This is a genomic window from Ideonella lacteola, from assembly GCF_038066555.1.
Lineage (GTDB): Bacteria > Pseudomonadota > Gammaproteobacteria > Burkholderiales > Burkholderiaceae_C > Ideonella > Ideonella lacteola.
The window spans coordinates 59688-84835 of the sequence record NZ_JBBUTG010000025.1 but is presented as its reverse complement, the minus strand read 5'-3'; the positions used below and the strand labels follow the sequence as shown (position 1 = coordinate 84835).

Annotated in this window: 20 protein-coding genes; 5 read left to right on the top strand and 15 right to left on the bottom strand. The window is 67.9% G+C overall.

Going from position 1 to position 25148, the window contains the following annotated elements; genetic code table 11:
• Positions 1-16 precede the first annotated feature (16 nt).
• From AACH06_RS25305 to AACH06_RS25285, 5 genes are all read right to left on the bottom strand, one after another.
• Positions 17-1150 carry an acyl-CoA dehydrogenase family protein gene (locus AACH06_RS25305; RefSeq protein WP_341428584.1) on the bottom strand — a complete coding sequence of 378 codons (1134 nt, stop codon included), beginning with the start codon at positions 1148-1150 and terminating at the stop codon, positions 17-19.
• A 32-nt stretch (positions 1151-1182) separates the two neighbouring features.
• A complete protein-coding gene (locus AACH06_RS25300; RefSeq protein WP_341428583.1) occupies positions 1183-2385 on the bottom strand; it encodes an acyl-CoA dehydrogenase family protein in 1203 nt (400 codons plus the stop codon).
• Positions 2386-2551: 166 nt separating this feature from the next.
• Entirely contained in the window at positions 2552-3052 is a 501-nt protein-coding gene (locus tag AACH06_RS25295; RefSeq protein ID WP_341428582.1) for a hypothetical protein, read from the bottom strand.
• A gap of 61 nt (positions 3053-3113) precedes the next feature.
• Entirely contained in the window at positions 3114-3785 is a 672-nt protein-coding gene (locus tag AACH06_RS25290; RefSeq protein ID WP_341428581.1) for a retropepsin-like aspartic protease family protein, read from the bottom strand.
• Positions 3786-3792: 7 nt separating this feature from the next.
• Positions 3793-4293, bottom strand: a complete 501-nt coding sequence (locus tag AACH06_RS25285) for a YajQ family cyclic di-GMP-binding protein (protein WP_341428580.1) — start codon at positions 4291-4293, stop codon at positions 3793-3795.
• 68 nt (positions 4294-4361) lie between these two features.
• Between AACH06_RS25285 and murB the strand changes: the two genes are divergently transcribed.
• Entirely contained in the window at positions 4362-5399 is a 1038-nt protein-coding gene (gene murB, locus AACH06_RS25280) for a UDP-N-acetylmuramate dehydrogenase (RefSeq protein WP_341428579.1), read from the top strand.
• A 39-nt stretch (positions 5400-5438) separates the two neighbouring features.
• A complete protein-coding gene (locus AACH06_RS25275; protein ID WP_341428578.1) occupies positions 5439-7175 on the top strand; it encodes a CHASE domain-containing protein in 1737 nt (578 codons plus the stop codon).
• 15 nt (positions 7176-7190) lie between these two features.
• Here AACH06_RS25275 and AACH06_RS25270 read toward each other — a convergent pair whose 3' ends face one another.
• The 3 genes from AACH06_RS25270 to AACH06_RS25260 all read right to left on the bottom strand — a co-directional run bounded on the left by AACH06_RS25270 (position 7191) and on the right by AACH06_RS25260 (position 10774).
• Positions 7191-9539 carry an ATP-binding protein gene (locus AACH06_RS25270; protein ID WP_341428577.1) on the bottom strand — a complete coding sequence of 783 codons (2349 nt, stop codon included), beginning with the start codon at positions 9537-9539 and terminating at the stop codon, positions 7191-7193.
• A 19-nt stretch (positions 9540-9558) separates the two neighbouring features.
• Entirely contained in the window at positions 9559-10107 is a 549-nt protein-coding gene (locus tag AACH06_RS25265; protein ID WP_341428576.1) for a putative pterin-binding protein, read from the bottom strand.
• Between the two features lie 154 nt (positions 10108-10261).
• Positions 10262-10774: a 3'-5' exonuclease gene (locus AACH06_RS25260; protein ID WP_341428575.1), complete on the bottom strand. Its 513-nt coding sequence runs from the start codon at positions 10772-10774 to the stop codon at positions 10262-10264.
• Between the two features lie 222 nt (positions 10775-10996).
• Between AACH06_RS25260 and AACH06_RS25255 the strand changes: the two genes are divergently transcribed.
• Positions 10997-12691: a long-chain fatty acid--CoA ligase gene (locus AACH06_RS25255; protein WP_341428574.1), complete on the top strand. Its 1695-nt coding sequence runs from the start codon at positions 10997-10999 to the stop codon at positions 12689-12691.
• Between the two features lie 31 nt (positions 12692-12722).
• Here AACH06_RS25255 and AACH06_RS25250 read toward each other — a convergent pair whose 3' ends face one another.
• The 5 genes from AACH06_RS25250 to AACH06_RS25230 form a co-directional block, all read right to left on the bottom strand.
• Positions 12723-13151: a hypothetical protein gene (locus AACH06_RS25250; RefSeq protein ID WP_341428573.1), complete on the bottom strand. Its 429-nt coding sequence runs from the start codon at positions 13149-13151 to the stop codon at positions 12723-12725.
• 19 nt (positions 13152-13170) lie between these two features.
• The gene (locus AACH06_RS25245) at positions 13171-14103 is read right to left on the bottom strand and encodes a glutaminase (RefSeq protein WP_341428572.1); all 933 of its coding nucleotides are present in this window, start codon (positions 14101-14103) and stop codon (positions 13171-13173) included.
• Between the two features lie 154 nt (positions 14104-14257).
• Positions 14258-16402 carry a prolyl oligopeptidase family serine peptidase gene (locus AACH06_RS25240; RefSeq protein ID WP_341428571.1) on the bottom strand — a complete coding sequence of 715 codons (2145 nt, stop codon included), beginning with the start codon at positions 16400-16402 and terminating at the stop codon, positions 14258-14260.
• 128 nt (positions 16403-16530) lie between these two features.
• Positions 16531-17097 carry a YaeQ family protein gene (locus tag AACH06_RS25235; protein ID WP_341428570.1) on the bottom strand — a complete coding sequence of 189 codons (567 nt, stop codon included), beginning with the start codon at positions 17095-17097 and terminating at the stop codon, positions 16531-16533.
• Positions 17098-17181: 84 nt separating this feature from the next.
• Positions 17182-18264, bottom strand: coding sequence for an oxidoreductase (locus tag AACH06_RS25230; RefSeq protein ID WP_341428569.1), 1083 nt, complete (start codon positions 18262-18264; stop codon positions 17182-17184).
• 130 nt (positions 18265-18394) lie between these two features.
• Between AACH06_RS25230 and AACH06_RS25225 the strand changes: the two genes are divergently transcribed.
• A complete protein-coding gene (locus AACH06_RS25225; RefSeq protein WP_341428568.1) occupies positions 18395-20485 on the top strand; it encodes a M3 family metallopeptidase in 2091 nt (696 codons plus the stop codon).
• Here AACH06_RS25225 and AACH06_RS25220 read toward each other — a convergent pair.
• A complete protein-coding gene (locus tag AACH06_RS25220; RefSeq protein ID WP_341428567.1) occupies positions 20395-22005 on the bottom strand; it encodes a DEAD/DEAH box helicase in 1611 nt (536 codons plus the stop codon). The two genes, AACH06_RS25225 and AACH06_RS25220, sit on opposite strands and share 91 nt — an antisense overlap.
• Positions 22006-22317: 312 nt before the next feature.
• On the opposite strand from AACH06_RS25220, the gene AACH06_RS25215 reads away from it, so the two are divergent.
• Entirely contained in the window at positions 22318-24627 is a 2310-nt protein-coding gene (locus AACH06_RS25215; RefSeq protein WP_341428566.1) for a TonB-dependent receptor plug domain-containing protein, read from the top strand.
• Positions 24628-24666: 39 nt separating this feature from the next.
• Here the strand turns inward: AACH06_RS25215 and AACH06_RS25210 are convergent, their stop codons facing one another.
• Positions 24667-24897, bottom strand: coding sequence for an RNA-binding S4 domain-containing protein (locus AACH06_RS25210; RefSeq protein ID WP_341428565.1), 231 nt, complete (start codon positions 24895-24897; stop codon positions 24667-24669).
• Between the last annotated feature and the right edge of the window lie 251 nt (positions 24898-25148).

The window sequence follows — 25148 nt, the reverse complement described above, 5'->3', positions numbered from 1 at the left end:
CACGAGGCTCGACGCCTCAGACCAGCGCGCCAGCGGTCTCCTGCATGCGGTCCGACACCTCGCCCAGGTGGTGCAGCGTGTCGCCGAACTGCATCTCGATCATCGTGAGCCGTTTGAAGTAGTGGCTGGCGATGTATTCGTCGGTCACCCCGATGCCGCCATGCAGCTGGATGCACTGCTGGCCGACGAAGCGGGCCGATTGGCCGATCTGCACCTTGGCCTGGGCGATGGCCTGGCGTCGGCGAGGCTCGGGGTCTGCCAGGCGCAGCGTCGCGTAGTAGCTCATCGAGCGAGCCAGTTCGACCTGCATCTTCACATCGGCGATGCGGTGGCGCAGTGCCTGGAAGCTGGCGAGCGTGGCGCCGAACTGCTTGCGGGTGTTCATGTAGTCGACGGTGATGGCCAGCAGCCTGTCCATCACCCCCACCGCTTCTGCGCACAGTGCGGCAATGCCGATATCCACCGCCGCCTGCAGCACAGCGAGACCATCGGTGGTGATGAGCTGCGCTGACGCGTTGGCCAGCGTGAGCTCGGCGGCGCGGGCGCCGTCTTGGGTGGGATACCCGCGCAACGTCACCCCGGGGGCCGATCGCTCGACGAGGAAGAGGCCGATGCCGCTGTCATCGTCGTCGGCGCCGCCCAGGTTGGCGGGCACCACGAAGGCATCGGCCTCGTCGCCGGCAGGCACGATGCTTTTGACGCCGGTGATCGTGTAGCCGCCACCTTGGGCCACGGCGCGGGTGGCCACGCGGTCGAGCCGGTAGCGTGCGGCGCGCTCCTGGTGGGCCAGCACCACCAATGCCGAGGCATCGGCGATCTGGGGCCACCACGCGTCCTTCAACTCAGCGGGGCCGGTGGCCAGCAGGGCAGGGGCCATCAGCGCACCTTGGGCCAGCGGGGCGTTGACCAGGCCTCGGCCCAGCTCCTCCATCACCACCATCGCCTCGACCGGCCCGAAGCCCATGCCGCCGTGCGAATCGGGCACCGTCAACGCCGTCAGGCCCAGCTCCGCCAGCTCACCGTAAACCTCGCGGGTGCGGCCGCCGGCCTTGGCGATGCCGTGGCGGCGTTCGAAGGAAAAGCCCTTGTCGACCCAGCGGGCCACCGCATCGCGCAGCGAGACCTGGTCGTCGGAAAAATCAAAGTCCATGTCCGTGTCCTGTCGTCAATCGGCCGGGCCGTTCAAGCGCCAAGCACCGTCTGCGAGACGATGTTGCGTTGCACCTCGTTGCTGCCGCCGTAGATGGTGGTCTTGCGGAAGTTGAAGAAGGTGCCGGCCAGCGGTGCGCAGTGCGCCGCGCCGCCCGGCCACATGCCGCCGAGGGCCTGGTCGCCCTGCCAGCCTGCTTCCATCGCTTCGAGCATGAAGGGCACGCCGAACGGGCCGGCGGCCTGCATCATCAGCTCGGTGTAGCGCTGCTGCACTTCGCTGCCGCGGATCTTCAGCAGCCCGGCGATGTCCAGGCTGTGCTTGCCGCTGCGCTCGGCGCTGGCCACCCGCAGCACCAGCATCTCCAGCGCGACCACATCGACCTCGAGCAGCGCGATCTGGTCGCGGAAACGGGTGTCGTCCCACAGGCCCTCGGCCTTGGCGATGCGTTTGAGTCGCTCCAACTCGCGCTTGGCACGGTTCACATCGGCGATGTTGGTGCGCTCGTGGGCCAGCAGGTGCTTGGCGTAGGTCCAGCCCTTGTTTTCTTCGCCGATCAGGTTCTCGGCGGGCACCTCGACGTTGTCGAAGAAGACCTCGTTCACCTCGTGTTCGCCATCGAGCATGATGATCGGCCGCACCGTGACGCCAGGCGATTTCATGTCGATCAGCAGGAACGAGATGCCGGTCTGCGGCTTGCCCTCGGTGGAGGTGCGCACGAGGCAGAAGATCCACTCGCCATATTGGCCCAGGGTCGTCCAGGTCTTCTGGCCGTTGACGATGTACTTGTCGCCATGCCGCTCGGCCCGCGTCTTGAGCGAGGCCAGATCAGAGCCGGAACCCGGCTCGCTGTAGCCCTGGCTCCACCACACCTCCCCCGAGGCGATGCCGGGCAGGAAACGCTTTTGCTGTTCGGGTGAGCCAAACGCCATGATCACCGGGGCCACCATCACCGGGCCGAAGGGCACGATGCGTGGGGCACCGGCCAGCGCGCACTCTTCTTCGAACAGGTGCTTTTGAACGGCGTTCCAGCCCGGCCCGCCGAATTGCTGTGGCCAGGCGTAGCCGAGCCAGCCTTTGGCGCCGAGGATCTTGGCCCAGCGCTGCATGTCGTCGCGCGACAGGCGCAACGAGTTCAGCACTCTGTGGCTCAGGTCGGCCGGCAGGTTGGCGCGCACCCAGTCGCGCACTTCATGGCGGAACGCCAGTTCATCCGGCGTGAGATTCAAGTCCATCGCGGCATGTCTCCAGAGGCGGGGTGGGGCCGGTCGACGCCGGCCGCTGCAGCAGCGGTTCTAGCACGATCGTGCTATTTCTGCTTGTCCCTCGGGCGACAAAAACGCCTGACCACGACGCCTGACTACGACGCGATCGACCGCGACGTTCCTGCTCGGTGGGGTCTCACTGCACCCGCTTGACGCGGGCCGTGCGGTTTGAATTCTCGAGTTCGAGGTAGAAAGCGCCCAGCGCGCCGCGCCGGATCGTCACCTTCGGGTTGGTCAGGTTCATCACCGCATTGCTGTCGTCGGTGACCTGCCAGACCTGGCCGTTGGCGAGCTGGATGCGGTCTTTCGGGCCCCAGCCGGTGAAACGGCCCTCGATCGATGTCTCGAGCGTGTCCACCGAAGCGGCCCTGGCCGCCTTGACCTCGAAGCCGAACTTGGCCGGATCCGGGGCCGCGGGGGGGGGGGCCGTCGGGGTGGCCGTCAGGGTAGCCGTCGGGGCGGCGGGTGCCGTGGAGCTGGTGGCCGGTGCGGCCGCGCCGGTCAAGGGCAGGGCGTCGTAGCACGCGAGGCGCTGGGTGGCGTCGGTGACGGCGCGGCAGGTCTGGAGGCTGGCGTTGCTCTGGGCCAGGGTGGGGGCGGCGGCCAGCGCCAGGGCCCACATCGCAAGGTGTCTCATCGGCGTTCGAAGTGTTCTGTCGAAGCCGCGACGGTACCGCAGCGGCGGTACCCGAAGCCCGTCACGGCTTCTTTTCGAGCCGCATCGTGTCGCCGTCGCGCCGCATGTTGAAGCGCGACAGGTAGTTGTTGCCCAGCAGGATGTACGGCATGTTGGCCTGCACCACGCCCGCCGAGAGGTTGTAGACCTCGACATCGCCGATGCGCACCGAGTTGAGGTTCACCTCGTACATCGGCACGTTGCCGCCGGCGGTGTTGGCCATGCCGCGGCGTCCGCCGTCGTAGCGCAGGCCCAGTCGCTGCGCGTCGGCCGCCCCCATGGCGATGGTGGTGGCACCGGTGTCGACCATGAAGTTGGCGCTCTTGCCGTTGATCGTGCCGTTGGCCATGAAGTGGCCGCCCGGGCCGACGGGCAGCACGATTTCGCGCCCCCCACCGCCGCCCCCCCCTCCGCCGCCCAGGCTGACGGGCGACGCCCCCAGGCGCAGCGCAAAGGGCTTGCCGTCGATCAGCACCACCGCCTCATCGTTGCCAAGGCTGCGCAGCGTGACGCCGCCCATCGTCTGGCCGACCCCCACGGTGCGCATCTGGCCATCGATGATGAGGATGGCCTTGCTGCTGCCCAAGGTGCCCGACAGCACCACGCTCTGGGCCCGGGCCGGGCTGACAAGCCAGGGCCCCAGCACCGCGGCCGTGGCACTGAGGAGGAGACGGCGGCGCGGCAAAGGGGGCATGGGTGGGTCAGTCGCGGAAGTTGTTGAATGACAGCGGCACGTCCACCACGTCCTTGCGCAGCAGTGCCATGGTGGCTTGCAGGTCATCTTTCTTGGCGCCGGTGACGCGCACCGTGTCGCCCTGGATGGCGGCCTGCACCTTCAGCTTGCTCTGCTTGATCAACGATTGGATCTTCTTGGCGGTGTCGCTGTCGATGCCGGCCTTCACGGGAACGGCGAGTTTGAGCTTGTCGCCGCCCAGCTTTTCGGGCTTGCCGGTCAGGTCGAGGAAGCGCACGTCGACATTGCGCTTGCTCAATTTGGCGAGCAGGACATCCTTCACCTGGCTCAGCTGGAAATCGCTGTCGGCGAAGAGGGTGAGGCTCTTGTCTTTGCCTTTGTCGGCCAGCTCGACCCGGGCATCCGAGCCCTTGAAGTCGAAACGGGTGCCGATTTCTTTGTTGGCCTGTTCGGTGGCATTTCGAAGTTCCACCAGGTTGGGTTCGAGGACGGTGTCGAAGCTGGGCATGGGCGTGGTGCGGACAAACGTTGGCTGCCTGCCGCGGGGGCGGGCATGGGATCGTAGAAAATTCTGCCATGCACGACCCTTCCGCGGCCATTGCCGTCGAGTACGACGCGCCCTTGCGCCAGCACAACACCTTCGGGCTGCCCGCCACGGCCAAGCGCCTGGTGCGCATCACCGGCGAGGCCGACGTCCGCCGGGTGCTGGCGCACCCCGAGCTGGGCCGCGCGCCCAAGTTCGTGCTGGGCGGCGGCAGCAACGTCATCCTCACCCGGGACATGCCCGAGGTGGTGCTGAAGGTCGAGGTGCGGGGCATGCGCCTCGTCCAGGAGACTGCAGACGCCTTCATCGTCGAAGCCGGCGCGGGTGAGCGCTGGCACGATCTGGTCGAATTCACGCTCGATCAGGGCTGGCCGGGCCTCGAGAACATGGCCCTCATCCCGGGCACGGTCGGGGCTGCCCCGGTGCAGAACATTGGCGCCTACGGGCTGGAGCTGCAGGATCGTTTCGAATCGCTGGACACGGTGGATCTCGTCACCGGCCGCACCGTGACGCTGAATGCGGCCCAGTGCAAGTTCGGCTACCGAGATAGCATCTTCAAGGGCGCCCTGGCAGGCAAGAGCGTGATCACGCGTCTGCGCTTGCGCCTGCCCAAGCCCTGGCGGCCGGAGCTCGGCTATGTCGACCTGGAGCGCAAGATGGCCGAAACCGGCATCCACGCCCCCGAGCCGCGCACCATCTTTGACTGGATCTGCGCCATCCGCCGCGCCAAGCTGCCCGATCCGGCTGAGATCGGCAACGTCGGCAGCTTCTTCAAGAATCCGCTGGTCACCGCCGAGCAGTGCCGCGACATCATCGCCCGAGACCCGCACGTCGTGCACTACCCGATGGATGATGGCCAGTTCAAGCTGGCCGCGGGTTGGCTGATCGACGCCTGTGGCTGGAAGGGCAAGGCCATTGGCCATGCGGGCGTCTATGAGAAGCAGGCCCTGGTGCTGGTGAACCGGGGCGGCGCCATCGGCTCCGAGGTGGTCACGCTCGCCAAGGCGATCCAGGAGAGCGTCTACGGGCGCTTCGGCATCCGCCTGGAGCCCGAGCCCCTGATCGTCTGAGCCGGCAGGCCCCGCCCCGTCACCTTTCACAGAGTGAGCGTGGAAATCCACCACAGTACCCGGGGCCAAGCCTTTGCGAGGCGGGCGCCGCACGCCGTGCTGGCGATCGGGCTGGCGTTCAGCGTGGGGCTGGGCGTGTGGCAGGCGCGGTCGAACCTGACGGAGCTTGAACGCGCGACCGGCCGGATGGCCGAACGCCTGGCCGACCGCTGCATGGCGCAGCTCGAACGCGCCGCTCTCGGGCTGCGGGCGGCGCGGGGCTTCTTCATGGGGGCTGGGGTGGACGATGCGGACACCACCCACTTCCAGGCCTATGCCGACAGCTGGCAACTCAGCCGCCATTCGCCGGGCGTGATGGGGGTGGGCTTCATCCGCCGGGTGGCCCCCGACGCCGAGGCCAGTTTCATCGCGATGGCGCAGCGCCAGGGCCAGCCCGGCTTTGCCGTGCGGGCGCTTCAGCCGCACGAGGGCGAGCGGCGCATCATCCAGTTCATCGCCCCGGTGGAGTCGAACCGGTCGGCCATCGGCTTGGACATCGCTTCGGAGGCCAACCGGCGGGGTGCCGCCCAGGCGGCGCTGAGCTCCGAGACGCCGGTGCTGACGGCCCCGATCCGCTTGATGCAGTCGCGGCCGAACAGCTCGCAGGGCGTGTTGATGCTGCTGCGGATGCCGCCGCTGGACGGGCCAGCGGGATTCGGCATTGCCGACGGGCCCGCCGGTTTCGTCTACTCGCCGATCCAGTTGGACGAGCTGCTGGCCTCTGCCGAGCTCCAGCCTGAAGCGCTGAGCCTCGGCGTGCGAGACATCGCACCCGATGGCACCGCCACCGATTTCGGCCTGGGCGACCCGGGTGTGCCGCCGCTGGCGCAGGTGCCGGCCGCCGTCGTCGAGCGGCAGATCATGGGAAGGACCTGGCAACTCACCGTCCGCCCCAGGCCTGCGTTTGCCGCCACCATCCCGGCTCGCTCGCCGGTGGGGATGGGGCTGCTGGCGGCCTTCGTCTCCATGCTGCTGGCCGCGCTGGTGCAGGCGTGGGTGGCACTGCGCCAGCGCGCGGTGGATGCCGAACGGCAGGCGGTCGAGCTGCGCGAGCTGGTCGAAGAGCGCAGCGAAATGCTTCGGGTGTTGGCGCACGAGGTTCGCCAGCCATTGAACAATGCATCGGCGGCTTTGCAGGCGGCGCAGCGCGAGCTGGAGCGGCGCCCGGATGGGCCGGCGATGCGGCCCGTGATGGCCGCCCGGGGCGTGCTGAGCGAGGTGGTCACCGGCCTGGACAACACGCTGGCCGTGGCCGCGCTGCTGGCCTCCGGCAAGGCCAGCCATGACGACATCGACATCGACACCCTGCTGCAAATCGCGGTGGCCGACGCGCAGCCCTCGCACATCGGGCGCCTTCGCATCGATCGTGTCTGCGCCACCCGCACCGCGGTGATGGACCTGAACCTGATGCGCCTGGCGTTGCGCAACCTGCTCGCCAACGCCCTGGCCTACTCACCGCCCGAATCGCCGGTGGTCCTGAGGGTTCTGGACAGCGACGACCCGCTGGCCATGATCTTTGAAGTTGAAAGCGCCGGGCCCGCGATCGCAGACGACCTCGCGCCCCAACTTTTCGAGCGTGGCACCCGCGGCGCGACATCGGCCGACAAGCCCGGTAGCGGGCTCGGCCTCTACATCGTGCGCCGTGTCATGCAGCTGCACCAGGGCAGCGTGGCTTTGGCGCGCAACGAAGCCCAGTGCGTCGTCTTTCGCCTGGTGGTGCCACAGGCGCTGGATTGAGCCCGCGCTGAGGCCCTACAACTCGCGCACCAGCGCACCGGACGTCAGGAACTCCAGCCGGCGGCACAGGGTGAGGCTGGCGGCCCAGAGGCGGCGCAGTTCGGCGGCGGCTTGGCCGACCTGCGCGGGTGTCCAGTCGTCGGCCTCGCGCTCGATCGTGTCGGCCTGGGCGGCGAGTGCGGCCAGGCCCAGCAACTGGGCACCGCCCTTGAATCGGTGGGCCGAGGCGTTCATCTCTTCGGTGTCGTGGCGGCCGAGCGCGGCCAGCAGGCCGCTGTAGGCGCCGCTGTCATCGGCGAAAAACGCGGTGAGCAGCGGGCGCACGCCGCCCAGTGTCAGCAGGCCGCTCAACTCGCCAAAGCCCCGCAGGTCGAGCAGTTCAGGGGGCTTGGCGGGCGCGTCCGATTCTTCAGGCCACAGGCCCAGCTCGTCGGTATAGCCGACCAGGCTGGACGCATGGCCGCCGGGGGCCGGCCCCTCGCGGCCGAACAGGTCGAGCAGCAGCTGGTCCAGCTCGGCCGTGCGGAAGGGCTTGACGAGGTGGCGGTCGGCGCCCGCCTCGCGCATGCGTTCGCGGGTGGCCTCGAAGGCATCGGCAGTCACGGCGACGATCTTCACCTGGCCCAACGGTGCGGGTCTGGCTCGCAGTGCCCGCGTGGCGCTGACGCCGTCCATCACCGGCATGTGAATGTCCATCAGGATGAGGTCGGGAACTTCCTTCTCGGCTTCGGCCAAGGCGGCCGCGCCGTTGTCGGCGAACCGCACGCGGTGGCCTGCCCGCTCGAGCACCGTGCCGATGTACTGGCGATTGATGGAGTGGTCTTCGGCGACCAGCACGTTCAGCGGGGCGGGGAGGTGGCGCGCGCCGGGCGGGGGGGCGGCGGCATCGGCCGCGGGCGGGGCGGGCAGGGCACTGAGTGCCGTCAGCGGGAGTTCGAGGCTGAATTCGCTGCCTTCGCCGGGCTGGCTCTCGACGAGGATGTCGCCCCCCATCAACCGGGCCAGGCCGCGGGAGATCTGCAAACCCAGCCCCGTGCCGCCGTGCGCGCGAGTCACGCTGGCATCGGCCTGCATGAAGCGTTCGAACAGGTGCTCTCGCGTGCTGGCATCGATGCCGATGCCGGTGTCGCGAACGCGAAAGGCGAGCCACTGCTGGCCCGGTGGCGCCACCGGTGCATCGGCGTGGGGGGCGACGGGGGCCACCCTGAGCGTCACCTCACCGCGGTCGGTGAATTTGATGGCGTTCGACAGCAGGTTGAAGAGCACCTGCTTCAACCTCGTCCCGTCGGCTACCACAGCCGGTGGCGTTCCTGCCTCCAGGCGGGTGCCGAGCTTCAAGCCCTTGGCCTCGGCGGCTGGCGTCATCACCGTCTGCACCGCGTGGACGAGGGCGTGCAGGTCCACCGGTGCGAGGTGCAGGCTCACCTGGCCATGCTCGAGGCGAGAAACGTCGAGGATGTCGTTGAGCAACGCCAGCAGGTGCTCGGTCGATTCGCGTGCGGTGCGCAGCGTGCGCCGCTGGTCGTCGTCGAGTCGGGTGTCGTCCAGCAGGCCCAGCATGCCTAACACGCCGTTGAAGGGGGTGCGAAGCTCGTGGCTCATGTTCGCCAGGAAAACGCTCTTGCTCTCGTTAGCCACCTCGGCGGCGGCGCGAGCCGCTTCGAGCCGGTCGGCCAGCTCGGCCAGATCGGCCTGGCGGCGCGAGGCCTCGTGCAATTGCCGCACGAGCAGCCACGCGAACCCCAGCGTGGCCAGGCTTTGCAGCGCGGTGAGCACCACGCCCGTGCGCTGGTGCTCGTGCAGGGCTTGGTCTCGCCGCTCGGCGTTGCGCACCGTCATCTGGCTGGACATCTGCGACAGCGCGTGCACCGCTTCGGCCAGCCCGTCCATCTGGCTGCGCAGCGTGGTCACGTCCGTCGGCGTCAGCGGCGTGTCCACCTCGTCAGACAGCAGTGGATCGGCCCGGTTGACGAAAGCGTGCAGTCGGGCGAGCGTGGCGCGATGCTCCTGCGTGCTGGGCAGTGGGGCTTGAACCTGTGCCGGATCGACCAACGCCACCCGGCTGACGAACAGCTCGTAGCGTGCCCGCAGCGCGGCGGCCCGAGGCCCATCCGTGGGCTCGTCAGTGGGCAGATCGCGCAGCGCATCCTGCAGGGCATGGAACTCCGATTCGAGCTGGAAGTGGCTCCAGGTGAGGTTGTTGTCTGCCAGCGTCGACGCTTCGCCGATCAGGCCGTCCAACCTCGCCTGCATCCATGCCGTGCCGAGCAGCAGCACGACCAACGCACCCCCGAGCCACCAGACGAGGCGCTGGGTGGCCCAGGTTCTCGCGCGCTCGGACAGGGGGGTATCGGCGTGGCTCACGTGGCGTTCGTCGGGGGCCTCAAGACCGGACGATCAGGCTGCGCAACTGCCATGCAGACCGGGCGTAGTAGCGATCCGACCGCAGCCGGGGGTCGGCGTCGTACGGATAGACGATGAAGAGGGGCCCTTTGTCGCGCACGCGCATCGGCTCGCCATTCAGCAGGCGTGCCAGCACCACCTCGAAGCGCTCGGCGTCTTCCCACGGGATTTCGCATCGGTAGTCGTTCAGTGCGACGGCGATCAGGTGCTGGCCGCGCGCTCCGGCCTCGGCCAGCACGTCGCGCAGCAGCGGGCCGGTGAAGGTCTGGGGGCCCTGGTGCCAGGGCGTGCGGGTCACCAACTGCCGCTGTGGCAGGGCGGCGAGCATGTCCAGATCGAAATCGGCGCGTCCGGGCGCGTTGGTGCGGCTGACAAGACCGCTGACCGAGAGGACGACCTTCCCTTTGGGCGTCGGCAGGTACCGTGTCGCGCCGGACTCTGCCGCCAAGCCAGGCTGCGAGACCGACAGGGCGCCCAGGGCACCGAGCTGGCGCAGGCATTGGCGACGGTCGATCAGCGCGTGGGTCATGTCGTCGGCGTTGGCGAACCTGCGATCTGGGGCCCCGGGTGAGGACCTTTGAATGAGGCCGGCGATTCTAGGGGGCGAGGCTGGGCCGGCAGCCTATGGGAAAGCCCGCAGTAAGGGTGATACGCGCTCGGGCCTGGGTGCCCTGCGGCGGGCATCAGCGGATGGGGCTGTCGGCCGGGGCGGCCAGGCGCAGATGGCCCAGCGCCTGCTGCAACACGCGTGCGTCGTTGCTGGCGCGGTGGCGGTCGATCTTGAGGCCGGCCCGGGCCTGGGCGCAGGCTGCATCCCAACGCTCGGCTTGCGCATCGTCAAGCAGCTCGCGCAGGTGTCGCAGTTGAAAGGCGGGCGTGGTGTCGGCCTGGTCGAACAGGCGGGCGAGCCAGGCGAAATCGTGGGCCCAGTTGTCGCAGTAGACGGGGCAGCCACGCAGGGTCTCGTTCAGCAGCGCCGCCACTTCGTGGACGGGGCGGCCGTGCCGCAGCAGCAGTTCGCGGGTCAGCCCGTGCAGTTGTTGGGCACTGGCGTCCCAATGCGTCCAACTGGCGTCCGGGCGCACCAAAGTGCAGCGGGCCTGGCCGTCCGGCAGCACGAACCCGATCTCGATCGGATAACTGCCACGTCCGAAGCCGGAGGCCTCAATGTCGATCACGCAGGGCAGGCTGGTCATCGTCGTCGCTGGCGTGGGTGACCGGGCTGGCGTCAAGAGCGGCCCAGGCGTGACCACAATGTAGCGCTGCTCGCTGCCGGCGGCGAGTGATTTGTCGCCGGAGTGACAAGGTGCACTCGGGTGGGCCCGGTTGGCGCCTGGCGGCGAGCCAAGCTATACCCTGGTACCGACGAGTCACGGCGCTGGGCCGGCGGCTTGACCTCTTCATTGGACGACATCGCCATGATCCCTGCCCAACGCCCGCACCTGAAGCACTGGCCCCGTCGGCTGCCGCTGGAATTGACGGTGCCCGAGACCACGCTGTGGTTCAACCTGGAGGTGACGGCCGCTCGCTACCCCCACAAGGTGGCGACCTGGTTTCTGGGCCAGGCCCTGCGCTATGCCGAATTGAAAGCCCAGGCGGAGACGCTGGCGGGCTGGCTGCAAGCGCGCGGGGTGCGCAAGGGGGATCGGGTGGCGCTGTTCATGCAGAACTGCCCGCAGTTCCTGGTGGCGTTCTATGCGGTGATGCGCGCCGATGCGGTGGTGGTGCCGGTCAATCCGATGAACCGGGTCGACGAGTTCGGCCACTACATCACCGATCCCGAGACCAAGGTCGTGATCTGTGCGGCGGATCTGGCGGGCATCGTGGCCGAGGCGAACCAGCGTCTGCCCGAATCGCAGCGCCTGGCGGCTTTGCTCGTGACCCGCTATGCCGAGACGCTGCCTGAGGTATTGGAACCTGGCCTCGCACCCCAGCCGGCCATCGAGCAATGGCTGCGCGCCGACCCACCGCTGCCGGCAGGTGCCACCCGCTGGGCAGATGCCATGGCCGCCGGCCTGAGGCCGCAGGCGCCACCCACGGCGACGGCTGACGATCTGGTGCTGTTGCCCTACACCTCGGGCACCACGGGCTTGCCCAAGGGGTGCATGCACACCCACCGCACCTTGATGCCCAATGCGATCGGCGGGGCGCTGTGGGGCCACGCCAGTGCCGAATCGATCAGCCTCGCGGTTGTGCCCATGTTCCACATCACCGGGATGATGTATGGCGTGATCGGCTCGGTGATGGCCGGGCTGACGATGGTGCTGCTGCCGCGCTGGGACCGCGAACTGGCCGGGCGCCTGATCTCGCACTACAAGGTGACGCACTGGACGTGCATCCCCACGATGATCATCGATCTCTTCGCGAGCCCGCACTACAAGAGCTTCGACCTCTCCAGCCTGGTCTATCTGTCCGGCGGCGGTGCGGCGATGCCCGAGGCGGTGGCCCAGCGCCTGCTCGACGAATTCGGGTTGTCGTTCGCCGAAGGCTACGGCCTCACCGAAACCGCGGCACCGAGCCACGCCAACCCGCCCGAGCGGGCCAAGCTGCAGTGCCTGGGCATGCCCATCTTCGGCGTCGATTCGCTCGTCGTCGACCCCGAAACGCTCGAAGAGTTGCCCGTGGGTGAGGTGGGCGAAATCATCACCAGCGGCCCGATGGTGTTCCAGGGCTACTGGAAGCACCCAGACGCCACGGTGGCGGCCTTCGTCGAGAAAGATGGCCGTCGTTACTTCCGCACCGGCGACCTGGGCCGCATGGATGAAGACGGCTACTTCTTCCTGACCGATCGCCTCAAGCGGATGATCAACGCCAGCGGCTTCAAGGTCTGGCCTTCTGAAGTGGAGCTGCTGCTCTACGGCCACCCGGCCGTGGCCGAGGCCTGCGTGATCGCCTCCAAAGACGAGTACCGCGGCGAGACGGTGAAGGCCATGGTCGTGCTGCGCGCGGACGCCAAGGGCCGTGTGAGTGAGCAGGACGTGATCGCCTGGGCGCGCGAGCACATGGCCGCCTACAAGGCGCCGCGCATCGTGCAATTCGTCGACGCTCTGCCCAAATCGGGTTCGGGCAAGGTGATGTGGCGATTGCTGCAGGAAGCCGAGAGCAGAGCCTGATCCGGGCCGGGCAATGGCCCGGTGGCTCGGCTCAGCCGGTGGTGGATTCGTCGTCGATCCACGACATGGAGGCGATGCGCCAGCCCATCGGGGTCTCGACGAGCTGGAACAGCTTGTGGCCAATGCCCTGATAGGGGCGGCCGTTCAGCAGGCCCTGCTTGGCATAGCGCGAATGCCGGCTCGCCACCCGGCCCCACGCCTGGGTCGTGGCGCCATCTTCCCATTCATGGAAGGAGCTCAGCGTTCCGTCCGTGAGCATGCGGATGCGAGGCCGCACGAAGTCTTCGGGGCTCACGCTGTCGATGTGGCCGTCTTGTCGGAACTGGGTGATGAGCGCTCCGGCGATGAAGAGCCGGCACATGTCGTCGGCTTGCGGCATGCGCCCCTCACGGTTGTCGAACGCGGCGTAGAAGTGCGCCATCAAGGCGTCGATCCCGGTCGGTGCGCCGTTCGTCATCATGGTGGGTGAGGGTGATCGATCAGAACAGCGACTGCCCGGTGAGCGTGGTGAAGCGCTCCAGCGCGTGGCTGCCGGCCATGGAGTTGCCCGAGGGCTCCAGCTCAGGGGACCAGACGCACACGCCGAGCACGTCGGGGATGTGGCCGACGATGCCGCCGCCGACGCCGCTCTTGCAGGGGATGCCCACCCGGTAGGCGAAGTCGCCCGCGGCGTCGTAGGTGCCGCAGGTGAGCATGAGGGCCGACAGGCGTTTGGCCGAGCTGGCATCGACGATGGTTTCGCCCGTCCAGGGGTTCACACCGCCATTGGCGAGGAACGCGACGGCGCGGGCCAGGTCGACGCTGTCCATGCGTATCGCGCAGTGGCGGCAATACGCATCGATCACGTCGTCGACCGGGTTCACCAGATTGCCGAAACTGCGCATGAAGTTGGCCATGGCGCGGTTGCGAAAGCCGGTGGCCAGCTCGCTTTTTGCCACCCGGTCGTCGTACTGGAGCGTGGCGTTGCCAGACAGCCGGCGGACGAACTCCACCAGCGCGGTCTCAGGGTTCACGAAACGTGTGCAAAGCACGTCCGTGATGATCAGCGCTCCGGCGTTGATGAACGGGTTGCGCGGCTTGCCTTGTTCGGTTTCCAACTGCACCAGCGAATTGAAGGCTGAACCGGAGGGCTCGCGGCCCACGCGCTCCCACAGCGCATCGCCGACGCATTGGAAGGCGAGCGTGAGCGCGAACAGCTTCGACACGGACTGGATCGAAAACGGCGTGCGTGCGTCGCCACAGCTGTAGACGGTGCCGTCCAGCGTGACCACGGCCATGCCGAACTGGTCGCCACGCACCTTGGCCAGCTCGGGGATGTAGTCGGCCACGCGGCCGCGCCCCAGCAAGGGCTGCACTTCGGCGTGGATCTGATCGAGGACAGCTTGGTAGTCGACGAAGGGTGGATGGGTCACGATCGGTCGATGAGGGCTCTGTGAACGCGGCCGGATTGTTGCCCATCCCCGCTGGCCTCATGAGATGGGCCTGGACCCAGTTGCTCAGGCTCTTCGCGGCAGCAACAAAAAAGGGCCCGCGAAGGGCCCTTGAGGTTCACGGCGAACCGAGCGATCAGCGACCCAGTTGCTGCCAGAGGTAGGCGAATTCGAGGGCTTGCCGGTCGGCGCGCTGGGCGTTGTCCGCGGCGGCGCTGTGGCCCCCTTCGATGTACTCGTGGTAGAGCACCGGATGGCCCTGCTCGATCATGCGCGCGGCCATCTTGCGGGCGTGCGCCGGATGCACACGGTCGTCACGCGTGCTGGTGATGATCAGCGGCTTCGGGTACTTCACGCCGGCCTTGAGGTTCTGATAGGGGCTGTACTTCGAGATCCAGCCCCATTCCTCCGGCACATCGGGGTTGCCGTATTCACCCATCCAGCTGGCACCCGCCAGCAGTTGGTTGAAGCGCCGCATGTCAAGCAGCGGCACCTGGCAGACCACGGCGTTGAACAGGTCAGGCCGCTGAACCATCACCGCACCGACCAGCAGCCCGCCATTGCTGCCGCCCTGGATGCCCAGGTGGCGCGCATCGGTGATCTTCTGGGCAATCAGGTCTTGCGCCACCGCGATGAAATCGTCGTAGCTCTTTTGCTTGTTCTGCTTGATGGCCGCCTGGTGCCAGCCCGGGCCGAACTCGCCGCCACCGCGGATGTTGGCCAGCACATAGACGCCGCCCTTGCTGTACCAGGCGTTGCCCAACGCGCCCGAGTAAGCCGGGTTCATCGAGACCTCGAAGCCACCATAGCCGTACAGCAGCGTGGGGTTGCTGCCATCGGCTTTGGCGCCCTTGGGCCACACCACGAAGTAGGGCACCTTGGTGCCGTCTTTCGAGGTGGCGAAGCGCTGCTCGACCTTCATGCCGGTGGCGTCAAAGAAGGTGGGGCGGGCCTTGAGCTTTTCCAGCGCATCCGAGCTGGTGGCGCCCAGCGAGAGGGTGTCGGGGGTCAGGAAATCGGTGTAGGTGGCAAAGAAGTTTTCAGCCAGCGGGTCGTCTTGCACCTGTGCATCGTGCAAGCCAGTGACGTGCAGCGTGCCGGGGTAGGGGGCGACGATGTCCTTCTTCGCCCACTGGCCCTTGGCATCGCGGTGCCAGGCCTCGGCGCGGCCCGAGACGTTGTCCAGCACGTTCAGCAACACCCGCGTCTTGGTCGTCGAGTAGCCCGCCAGCGATCGGGTGGCGGTGGGCGTGAACAGCGCAGTGAATGCGCGCTCGCCGCGCAGGTAGGCGGCCGCATCGGCCACCAGCAGCGAGCCGCGGGGCCAGGTCTTGCCGCCCACCGCCCAGTCGCTGCGCAGTTCGACGAACACCAGATCGCGCCAGAAGCTCAGTTGTGCATCGGCGGGCTTGTCGATCACGACCGCCTTGTCGCCCTGCCACAGCGCCATCTCGGTGCTGAAGAAGTCGGGCGAGCGGCCGAAGACCACGCGTTCGAATCCAGGCGTGTGGTCCACGTTGGCGAAGGCCGAGACATCGGTCTTCTGGCCCTCGTACACGGTGACGGCGGCGCTCAGCGGCTCGCCCCGCTTCCAGCGCTTGATGACGCGCGGGTAGCCTGAATCGGTCAACGAGCCGGCCCCGAAGTCGGTGCCAACGAACACCGTGTTTTCGTCGAGCCAATCGACCATGCTCTTGGCTTCGGGCAGCGTGAAGCCACCGTCGACGAAGCGCCGGGTGGCGAGGTCGAACTCGCGCACGACCGAGGCATCAGCGCCGCCGCGAGACAGCGAGATCAGGCAGCGGTTGGACCGCCCGCCCAGGCAGTTGGCGCCAGCCCAGACCCAGTTCTCGCTTTCGGCCTTGGCCAGCGCATCGAGATCGAGCACCACGTCCCACGCCGGTTGCGGCTTGCGGTACTCGGCCAGGGTGGCTCGCCGCCACAGGCCCCGCGGGTGCTGCTCGTCACGCCAGAAGTTGTAGAGCCAACCGCCCTGGTGGTGGGCCATCGGGATGCTCTCTTTGGAGTCGAGGATCTCCTTGAAGCGCGTGCGATTGGCCTGGAAGTCGGGGTGAGCTTCGAGCTGGGGCCGGGTGGCGGCATTGCGCTCACGCACCCACGCGAGCGCCTTGTCGCCGGTCACATCTTCCAGCCACAGGTAAGGATCGGCCTCGGCGGCAGCGGTGGCGGGCGTGACGGGGCTGGGTGTTTGGGCCATGGCAGGTGCGCCCGCGGCGCCGATCAGCGCAGCAGCGAGCGATGTGAGCAGGTGGTTGGGCATGTACGGACGTGGAAGAGGGCCGCGGTGGCGGCGGGGGCTCGGCCCAGGGGTGCGGCCGGCGCGGCGGATGATAGGCCAGCCCCCGGCGCCGCCCGATCAACATCGGTCAGCGCCTGGTGTTGGCGTCCTCAGCGCCTGGTCTGGATCTCTTTCAGCCGCCGAGGTTCCAATGAAACGGAGTCTTTGCCGTTGCCCACCCAGACGGTGCCTTCTTGCACCGTGATCTGCAACTGCATACCGCGTTCGGCCAAGGCGGCCAGCGCCTGGCTCTCGGCGGCATCGATGCGCCAGACTTCCAGGTTGGCCAGACGCGACACCTTGCCCTCGATGCCGCTCCACCAGATCGGTGTGGAGCTGCTGTACGACCAGATGCGCACCTGCTCTGCACGCCCGCAGGCTTTGGCGAGCCGCCGGTCGTCGGGCTGGCCGACTTCGATCCACTGAACCAATGACCCGGTCAGGTCCTTTTGCCACAGGTCAGGTTCGTCGGTGTCCGACAGGCCTGCTGCGAAGTCGAGCGAGCCGCGGTCGGTGTCGGCGGGCACGGCCAGTGAAAAGGCCAGCAGCCGCATCATCATGCGCTCGTCGGTCTCGGAGGGGTGCCGGGCCAGCGTGAGGGAATGGTCGGCGTACAGCGACCGGTCCATGTCGGCGATCTGAAGCTGGGCCTTGAAGATGGTGGATTTGAGGGCCATGGTGCGGGGGCCGCGAGCAGTGCGGGCCGCGGATGGTATCAACCGCCACCGTGTCGGCGCCGCCCCACACGACACCCCTTGGCATCACCACGCCACTTCGCGCCGCTCTTGCGCGCTGCGCCGGCCGAGATCGATCAGGCGCATCACCATGAGCGCTTCCATCGGAGGAACCGGGTTGGCCCCGTGGCCGCGCAGCGCGGCGCAGATGGCGCGGTAGTACTGCGGGTAGTCACCCCGCTGGGTGGCCAGCACCTCGGCGTCCAGCAGGTCGCCGGGCTGGTCGGCTCGCCACAGGCGCAGCTCGCCCGACTGCGTGTCGGCGCCCCAGTCTTCGGGGCGAGCGGGGTCGGGTTGCTGCCCGGCCTTCAGCATGTCTTCCTGCGCGTCCAGGCCCCACTTGCGGTAGCCACCCTTGGTGCCATGCAGCACGAAGCGCGGGCCGGGGTGCGCCGCCAGCGCGCTGGCATGCAGCGTGACGCGCAGCCCGCTGGCGTAGCGCAACTGCCCGTGAAACCAGTCGTCGGCCTCGGCACCCTCGCGCACCGACGCGATGTCGGCCCCGATCGCTTCGGGCACGCCGAAGAGCTGCAGGGCCTGGTCGATCAGGTGGGGGCCCAGATCGATCCACAGCCCGCCGCCCGCATCTGCGGATTCGCGCCAGCGCGGCCGCACCTGGCCGCGGAAACGGTCGAAGTGCAGCTCGGCGTGCACGATGCGGCCCAGGCGGCCGCTGTGCAGCAGTGAGCGAACGGTGAGGAAATCGCCGTCCCAGCGTCGGTTGTGAAAGACGCTCAGCAGCAGCCCGCGGTGCTCGGCCTCGCTCACCAGCTCACCGGCCTGCTCGGCGGACAGGGCAAAGGGCTTGTCAACCACCACCGCTTTGCCAGCCCGCAGCGCCGCCAGGGCCTGCGGATGGTGGCTGGCATTCGGGGTGGCGATGACCACCAACTCGATGTCGTCGCGCTGCAGCAGGGCGTCGACGTGAGGCAGCACGTCGACCTCGTCGCCCAGCGCTTGTCGCACGGCTTCGGCCTGGGTGCTGGCCACGGCGGTCAGCGTCATCCCGGGCGTCGTGCGCAGCAACGGGGCGTGGAAGGTGCGACCGGCGTAGCCAAAGCCGACCAGGCCGACCCGAACGGGTGGCGCGGAGGTTGAGCGGTTGTCCATGGCCGGATTGTGCGTGGGCCCGTGCGCTTGCCGTGCTGGCTGGAAGCCAGATCGCCGCTGGGGTGATTGACAAACCGTGACAGCGCGTGCCAGTGGCATCATCGCCGCCATAACGTCATTCAGCTGTCATATGACTCATTCCGCCGCCGCCCCTTCCGTCAACCCTCTGCTCGCGGCCTGGACGGGGCCGTTCGGCCTGCCGCCTTTTTCCGAGATCCGCCCGGAGCATTTCGCCCCGGCGCTGGCCCACGCGATGCGGCAGCACTTGGCCGAGCTGGACGCCATCGGCGCGCAGCCTGACGAACCCACCTTCGACAACACCGTGGCGGCGCTGGATCGCGCCGGTGCGCTGCTGTATCGGCTCGAAGCGGTCTTGGGCAACCTGACCGCCTCCGAGACATCGCCCGCGCTGCAGGCGGTGCAGCGCGACATGGCCGCCCCGCTGGCCGCACACGACACCGCCGTCAAGATGCATGCGGGCGTGTTCCGGCGTCTGAATGCCCTGCACGCCCGCCGACACGAACTGGGTCTGTCGCCCGAGGCCCAACGGCTGCTGGAGCGGCTGCACGACGACGCCGTGCGCTCGGGGGCTCGCTTCAACCCGGGTGCGCAGGCGCGCTACTCGGCGATCATGCAAGAGCAGGCCACGCTCACGACCCGATTTGCCCAGAACGTGCTGGCGGACGAATCGAGCTATCTGCTGCCGCTGACCAGCGAGGCCGATCTGGCCGGCCTGCCGGACTTTGTGCGCGCTGCTGCGCGGCAAGCCGCGGCCGAACGTGGTCTGCCCGCAGGCAGCCATGTCGTCACGTTGAACCGTTCGCTGATCGTGCCGTTCCTCACCTTCTCTGAGCGGCGCGACCTGCGCGAACAGGCGTGGCGCGCCTGGGTGGGGCGGGGCGAGTCGGGGGGGCCGACCGACAACCGCGCGCTGGCTCGGCAGATCCTGCAGCTGCGCCAGCAGCAGGCCGCGGCGCACGGCTGCACCTGCTACGCCGACTATGCGCTGGCCGACACGATGGCTGGGAACCAGGCCGAGGTGCGCAAGCTGCTGCACGAGGTCTGGCGCCGCGCTTTGCCGGCCGCCGAGCGCGAGCGACAGGCGCTCGTGGCGATGATGCGCACGCACCAGGTCGATGGCGAACCGCAGGCTTGGGATTGGCGCTACTGGTCGGAGAAGGTGCGGCAGGCGCGCTATGCCATCGACGAGGCCGAGCTGAAGCCGTACTTCTCGCTCGACAACATGGTGCAGGCGCTGTTTGACTGTGCGCAGCGCTTGTTCGGTGTTCGCTTCGAGGCGCGCCCTGCCATCCAGGCCTACCACCCGGATGTGAAGGCCTATGAAATGTTCGATGCGGCAGGCCGCAGCGCGGGCCTGTTCCTGCAGGACAACTTCGCACGCCAGAGCAAGCGCTCAGGCGCGTGGATGAGCGACTTCAACTACCAGTCGCGCAACCGCGGCGTTGCGGCGCCGATCATCGTCAACAACAACAACTTCGCGAAGGCGGCGCCCGGAGAGCCGACGCTGCTGTCGTTTGACGACGCGCGCACGCTGTTCCACGAGTTTGGCCACGGCCTGCATGGCTTGCTCTCCAACGTCACCTATCACCGCCTCGCCGGGACGCAGGTGTTGCGCGACTTCGTCGAGCTGCCGTCGCAGTTGTTCGAGCATTGGCTGAGCCAGCCCGAGGTGCTGGCGAGGCACGCCCGGCATTGGCAGACGGGTGAGCCGATCCCGCAGGCGCTGATCGATCGACTTCAAGCCGCGCAGCGGTGGGGGCAGGGCTACGACACGGTGAGCTACCTGGGCAGCGCGCTGGTCGATCTGGCGCTGCACGCGCAAACGAACCTGCAGGGGCTGGACGATGTCAGCGCTTTCGAGCGCGAGGAACTGGCTCGCCTGGGCATGCCACCAGCGCTGGGCGTACGGCACCGGTTGGTGCACTTCCAGCACCTGTTCGCCGGGTCGAGCTATGCCTGTGGCTACTACGTGTACCTCTGGGCCGAGGTACTGGACGCCGATGCGTTCGGCGCCTTTGAAGAGGTGGGGAACCCCTTCGATGCGGATGTGGCGGCGCGCCTGCACCGCCACATCTATTCAGTCGGCGACTCGGTGCCGCCGCAACAGGCTTACACCGACTTCCGCGGCCGCTTGCCGGCGCTGGAGCCCTTGTTGTCGAAGCGCGGCTTGCTCGAAGGCGAGAACTTGCCCGTCGGCTGACCCGCGCGCTGCGGCGCGCGGTCGTGGCGCGGCGCTTCAGCCCGCACGAAGCCCGGGCGATCGCCGCGGTCGTGGTGGTTGAACGCCGGACGATCACCGCCTGCGCGGTGCTCGTGGTGGTGCTCGCGGCGCTCGAAGCCCGCGTGCTCACGGCGTTCGAACGGGGTGCGATCTGCCGGCGGCCGACGGTCGCCACCGAAGCTGGGGCGATCGCCATGGCTGCGGTCAGGGCGCGGGCCGCCGCGCTTGTTGTTGAAGTAATCGCCCACCCGGCCGTATCCCGTACCGCCCTTGCCGTGGTGGCCGCGGGGCGCACCGCTGCGCGGCGGGCGTTGCTGGGTATCGGGCACCGGGCGCGTCGGCTCCAGGCCTTCCACCGTGGCCACCGGGATGGCCTGGGTGGTGTAGTGCTGGATGCGGCGAATCATCGGCACATCGCGGCGCTCGGCGAGCGTCACGGCACGGCCCGAACGGCCGGCGCGGCCGGTGCGGCCGATGCGGTGCACGTAGTCTTCCGCCTTCAGCGGCAGGCCGTAGTTGATGACATGGCTGATCGTCGGCACGTCGATGCCGCGGGCGGCCACGTCGGTGGCCACCAGGATGCGCAGTTGCCGCGAACGCAGGCCTTGCAGCACGCGATTGCGGCGGCCTTGCGGCATGCCACCATGCAGCGAAGCCACCTTGTGGCCCATCTCGTGCAGGCGGTCGGCCAGGCGATCGGCATCGATCTGGGTGCTGGTGAACACGACGGCTTGGTCGACTTCGCGCTCGGTGAGCAGGTGGTCGAGCAGGGCGTGCTTGTGGTCGAGGTCGTCGGCCCACATCAGCTGCTGGGCGATGTTCTCGTGCTTCTCGGTGTGGGCGGCGATTTCGATGCGCTCGACGTCGTCACGTTGCAGGCGCTGGGCCAGTTGGCCCACTTCGCCGGCGAACGTGGCGCTGGCCATCAGCGTCTGGCGCTTGGCGGGCAGCGATTCGGCGATGTGCTCGATGTCTTCGATGAAGCCCATGTCGAGCATGCGATCGGCTTCGTCCAGCACCAGCATCTCGACGTTTTCCAGCACGGCCTTGCCGCTGCCGAGGTGGTCGATCAGGCGGCCCGGCGTGGCCACCAGGATGTCCAGCGGGCTGCGCAGGGCCTTCAGCTGCGCGCCATAGGGCACGCCGCCGACCACATTGGTGACCGCCAGCCACTGGACATGGCGGCCATAGTCCGATGCGGCCTTGCAGACCTGCATGGCGAGCTCACGGGTGGGCACCAGCACGAGGATGCGCGGACCGCGCACTTCGCCGCGCTTGGGCTTGTTGGCCGGATCCTTGCGGGATTCGATGATGCGCATCAGCGCGGGCAGCACGAAGGCCGCGGTCTTGCCGCTGCCGGTGCTGGAGCACACGCGAAGATCCTTGCCGGCCAGCGCGGCCGGAACGGCGCGGGCTTGCACTTCGGTGGGTTGTTCGTAGCCCGCGGTCTTGAGCGCGCGCAACAAAGCCTCGTCGAGGCCGAGCGATTCGAAAGTCATGAAAACAATAGTCCTGGCCACCGAACCGGAGAGGTTCGGCGAGCGGTGGGGCTGAAAAACATCGCCGCCGACCGCTTGATCTGCCACCTGGAAAATTCAGGGGCGAGAACTGTCTACATGGGTGGGTTGCGGCTCGCGCAGCGGCCGGATCCACCAGAAGGGTAGGTCAGAGGGGATGAACTGCTTTGCACTTGGCGCAGGGCCGCCTTGAGTGCAATCACGCAGTATAGCGTAAACCCGGATTTGGCAACGACTATTTATCCGCTGGCCAGACACATTCACACAAAATTCATGCGGCATCCTCTGGCACCCATGTCTCGATATCGTTCCGCGTCCTTTACGGACCACGCCCAAGCGTCCGTTGCTCCCGATGAAGGGCGGCTGCAGTCCGCCGCCGCCACGCCGATGTGGCCCGCCGGATGGCGTCATGCCGGTGTGACGGTCTTGACCGGGTTGGTGTCGATGGCCGCAGCGGCCCAAGACGCCTCGCCGCCGGCCGCGCCAGCGGGCGGTGCCGCACCTGCGCCGAAGCCGGACGCCCCGTCTCAGCGGGTGGAGGTGACCGGTGCCCGCCAGACCGATACCGACGAGCGGCGCCAATCGACCGCGGCCAAGATCATCGTGGGCCGAGACGAGATCGAGCGCTTCGGTGATTCGTCGCTCGGTGACGTGCTCAAGCGGCTGCCCGGCGTCACGGTCGGCGGCAACCCGGGCCGGGGCGGGGCGATCCGCATGCGCGGCTTGGGTGGGGGCTATACGCAGATCCTGCTCGACGGCGAGCGGGTGCAAGGCGGCCTGTCGTTGGACTCGATCGACCCCGAGATGGTCGAGCGCATCGAGATCCTGCGCGCACCCACCGCCGAGACCGGTGCGCGGGCGGTGGCCGGCACGATCAACATCATCACGCGCGAAGGTTTTCGCAAACGCCTGAACGACCTGAAGCTGGGCTTCGGCATCGAGAACGGAAACACCTCTCCCGGCGCCTCCTGGTCACGCGATGACAAGTGGGGCGACCTCAACTACAACGTGACGCTGAACACGTGGTCGTGGCGGCGTGACGACGAGAGCCTGGTCACCACCCACAGCCTGGCGCCTTCATTCGACGAGATCGAGCGCACCGAAACGACCGACCGGCGCCACGGCTTGAACTTCAACGCCCGCCTGCAGTTCCCGATGGGCGAGGGGGCCTCGCTGATGTTGATGCCGTTCATGGTGTTCTCCGAAGGCGGTGGCGCCCGACAGTCCGACGCCGACTTCACACCGGCGACCCCCAAGGACGTGGACGCCTACACCCGCAGCGTGGGCGACAGCGACAGCCGCTTCATGCTGGCCCGCCTCAACGGCCAATGGCGCCAGCCGGTCGGAGGTGGCCGGCTGGAAGTGCGCGGCGGTTTGGGCGCCTCGCAGTCGCGCAATGGTTCGCAGCGGCTGCAGTTCGGCAGCGACACCACCCAGGTCGTCGAAGACACCGATTCGCAGGAGCAGACGGCGCATGCCAATGCCAAGTACACGCTGCTGCTGGGCGAGTCGAACAACCTGGTGGCCGGCGCGGAAGTCGATCTCGGCCGGCGTCGCGAAGACAGCCAGACCCGCATCGTTTTCAACGATCAACTTCGCTATTCGAGTGACGAGAACCTGCGCGCGTCGACGCAGCGTTGGGCCGCGTACGCGCAAGACGAATGGAATCTGACGCCCCAGTGGGCGGCGCACGCGGGCCTGCGCTGGGAAGGCATCACCACCGAGGGGGATGGTGGCGATACGCTGAGCGAGCGCAACCAGTCCAGCGTCTGGACGCCCTTGCTGCACGCGGTGTGGAAGCCCGAGCCCAAAAGCCGCGACCAGGTTCGCATGAGCCTCACCCGCAGCTACCGCTCCCCGACGCTGCAGAACCTGCTCGGCCGGTACAACGTGTCCTCCAGCGCTGCCACGGGCACCAACCAGCCGACGAGCCCCGATAGTGCCGGCAACCCGAACCTGCGACCTGAGATGGCCACCGGCGTGGACCTGGCCTACGAGCACTACCTGTCCGGTGGCGGCATGTTCAGCGCGAACTTGTTCTACCGCCGCATCGAGGACGTGATGCGCACCGTCACTGCGCTGGAAGAGGTGCCCGGCTTCGACGATCCGCGCTGGGTGGCGCGTCCGCAGAACATTGGCAAGGCCAGCACGCAGGGCCTGGAGCTTGAAGCCAAATTCCGGTTGAACGAGTTGGTCGACGATGCGCCGCCGGTCGATTTGCGCGCCAACGTGAGCTTGTTCCGCTCGTCGGTCGACAGCGTACCGGGGCCGAACAACCGGCTCGACTCCCAGCCCGGTGGCACAGCCAACCTGGGCGCCGACTACCGCTGGCCGGGCTTGCCGCTGTCCCTCGGCGGCAACTTCAACTACACGCCGGGATACACGACCCGCCTGGCCGAATCGCAGTGGCTGATCCAGTCGGCGAAACGGGTACTAGATGCCTATGTGCTGTGGACGGTGAACCCTGGCATGCGGGTGCGGGTGACGGCGAGCAACTTGCTGCAGCAGGACGCGGAAACGGTGAGCATGGTGAGCGACGAGACCACCGATACCTTGTCGCCCACGTTCATGAATTGGCGCGTGCAGCTCGAGCTGAAGCTCTGAACATCGTCGTCCATCGCCGCCCGGTCACCCCGGCGGGTGTCACGCGGCGCCTGGTTCGCCGGTCACGCGGATGCACGTATCGCCCCACTGGACGACGCGACCGGCGCGGATCTTGGCCGTTTTGCGCAGCTCGACCTGTCCATCCACCATCACCTCGCCGGAGATGATGGTCTGGCGGGCCGAGCCGCCGCTGGGCGCCATGCCGGTGGCCTTGAGCAAAGCGTCGAGCGCGATGTACTCGCCGCGCAGTTCGAAATCGATCGTGTTCATGCACGGCATTGTCGCCGTCGTGGCAGTGCGCTGATTTTAGGAGTTAGCTAATCGCGCCTTTGAGCTTGTCTGGGGCAGGCTGCGCATCATCCATGTGCATGAGGACGGGCGGCCACACGAAGGATTGACAAGCCAATGGCGGCGCGGCACAGTGCGGGCACCTCGCGCCGGCGACCCGTTGGCGCTCTACCCACCACCGTCGAAGGAGACAGCCATGGATGAAGTCATTGCCACCCCCTTCGCGGTTCGCC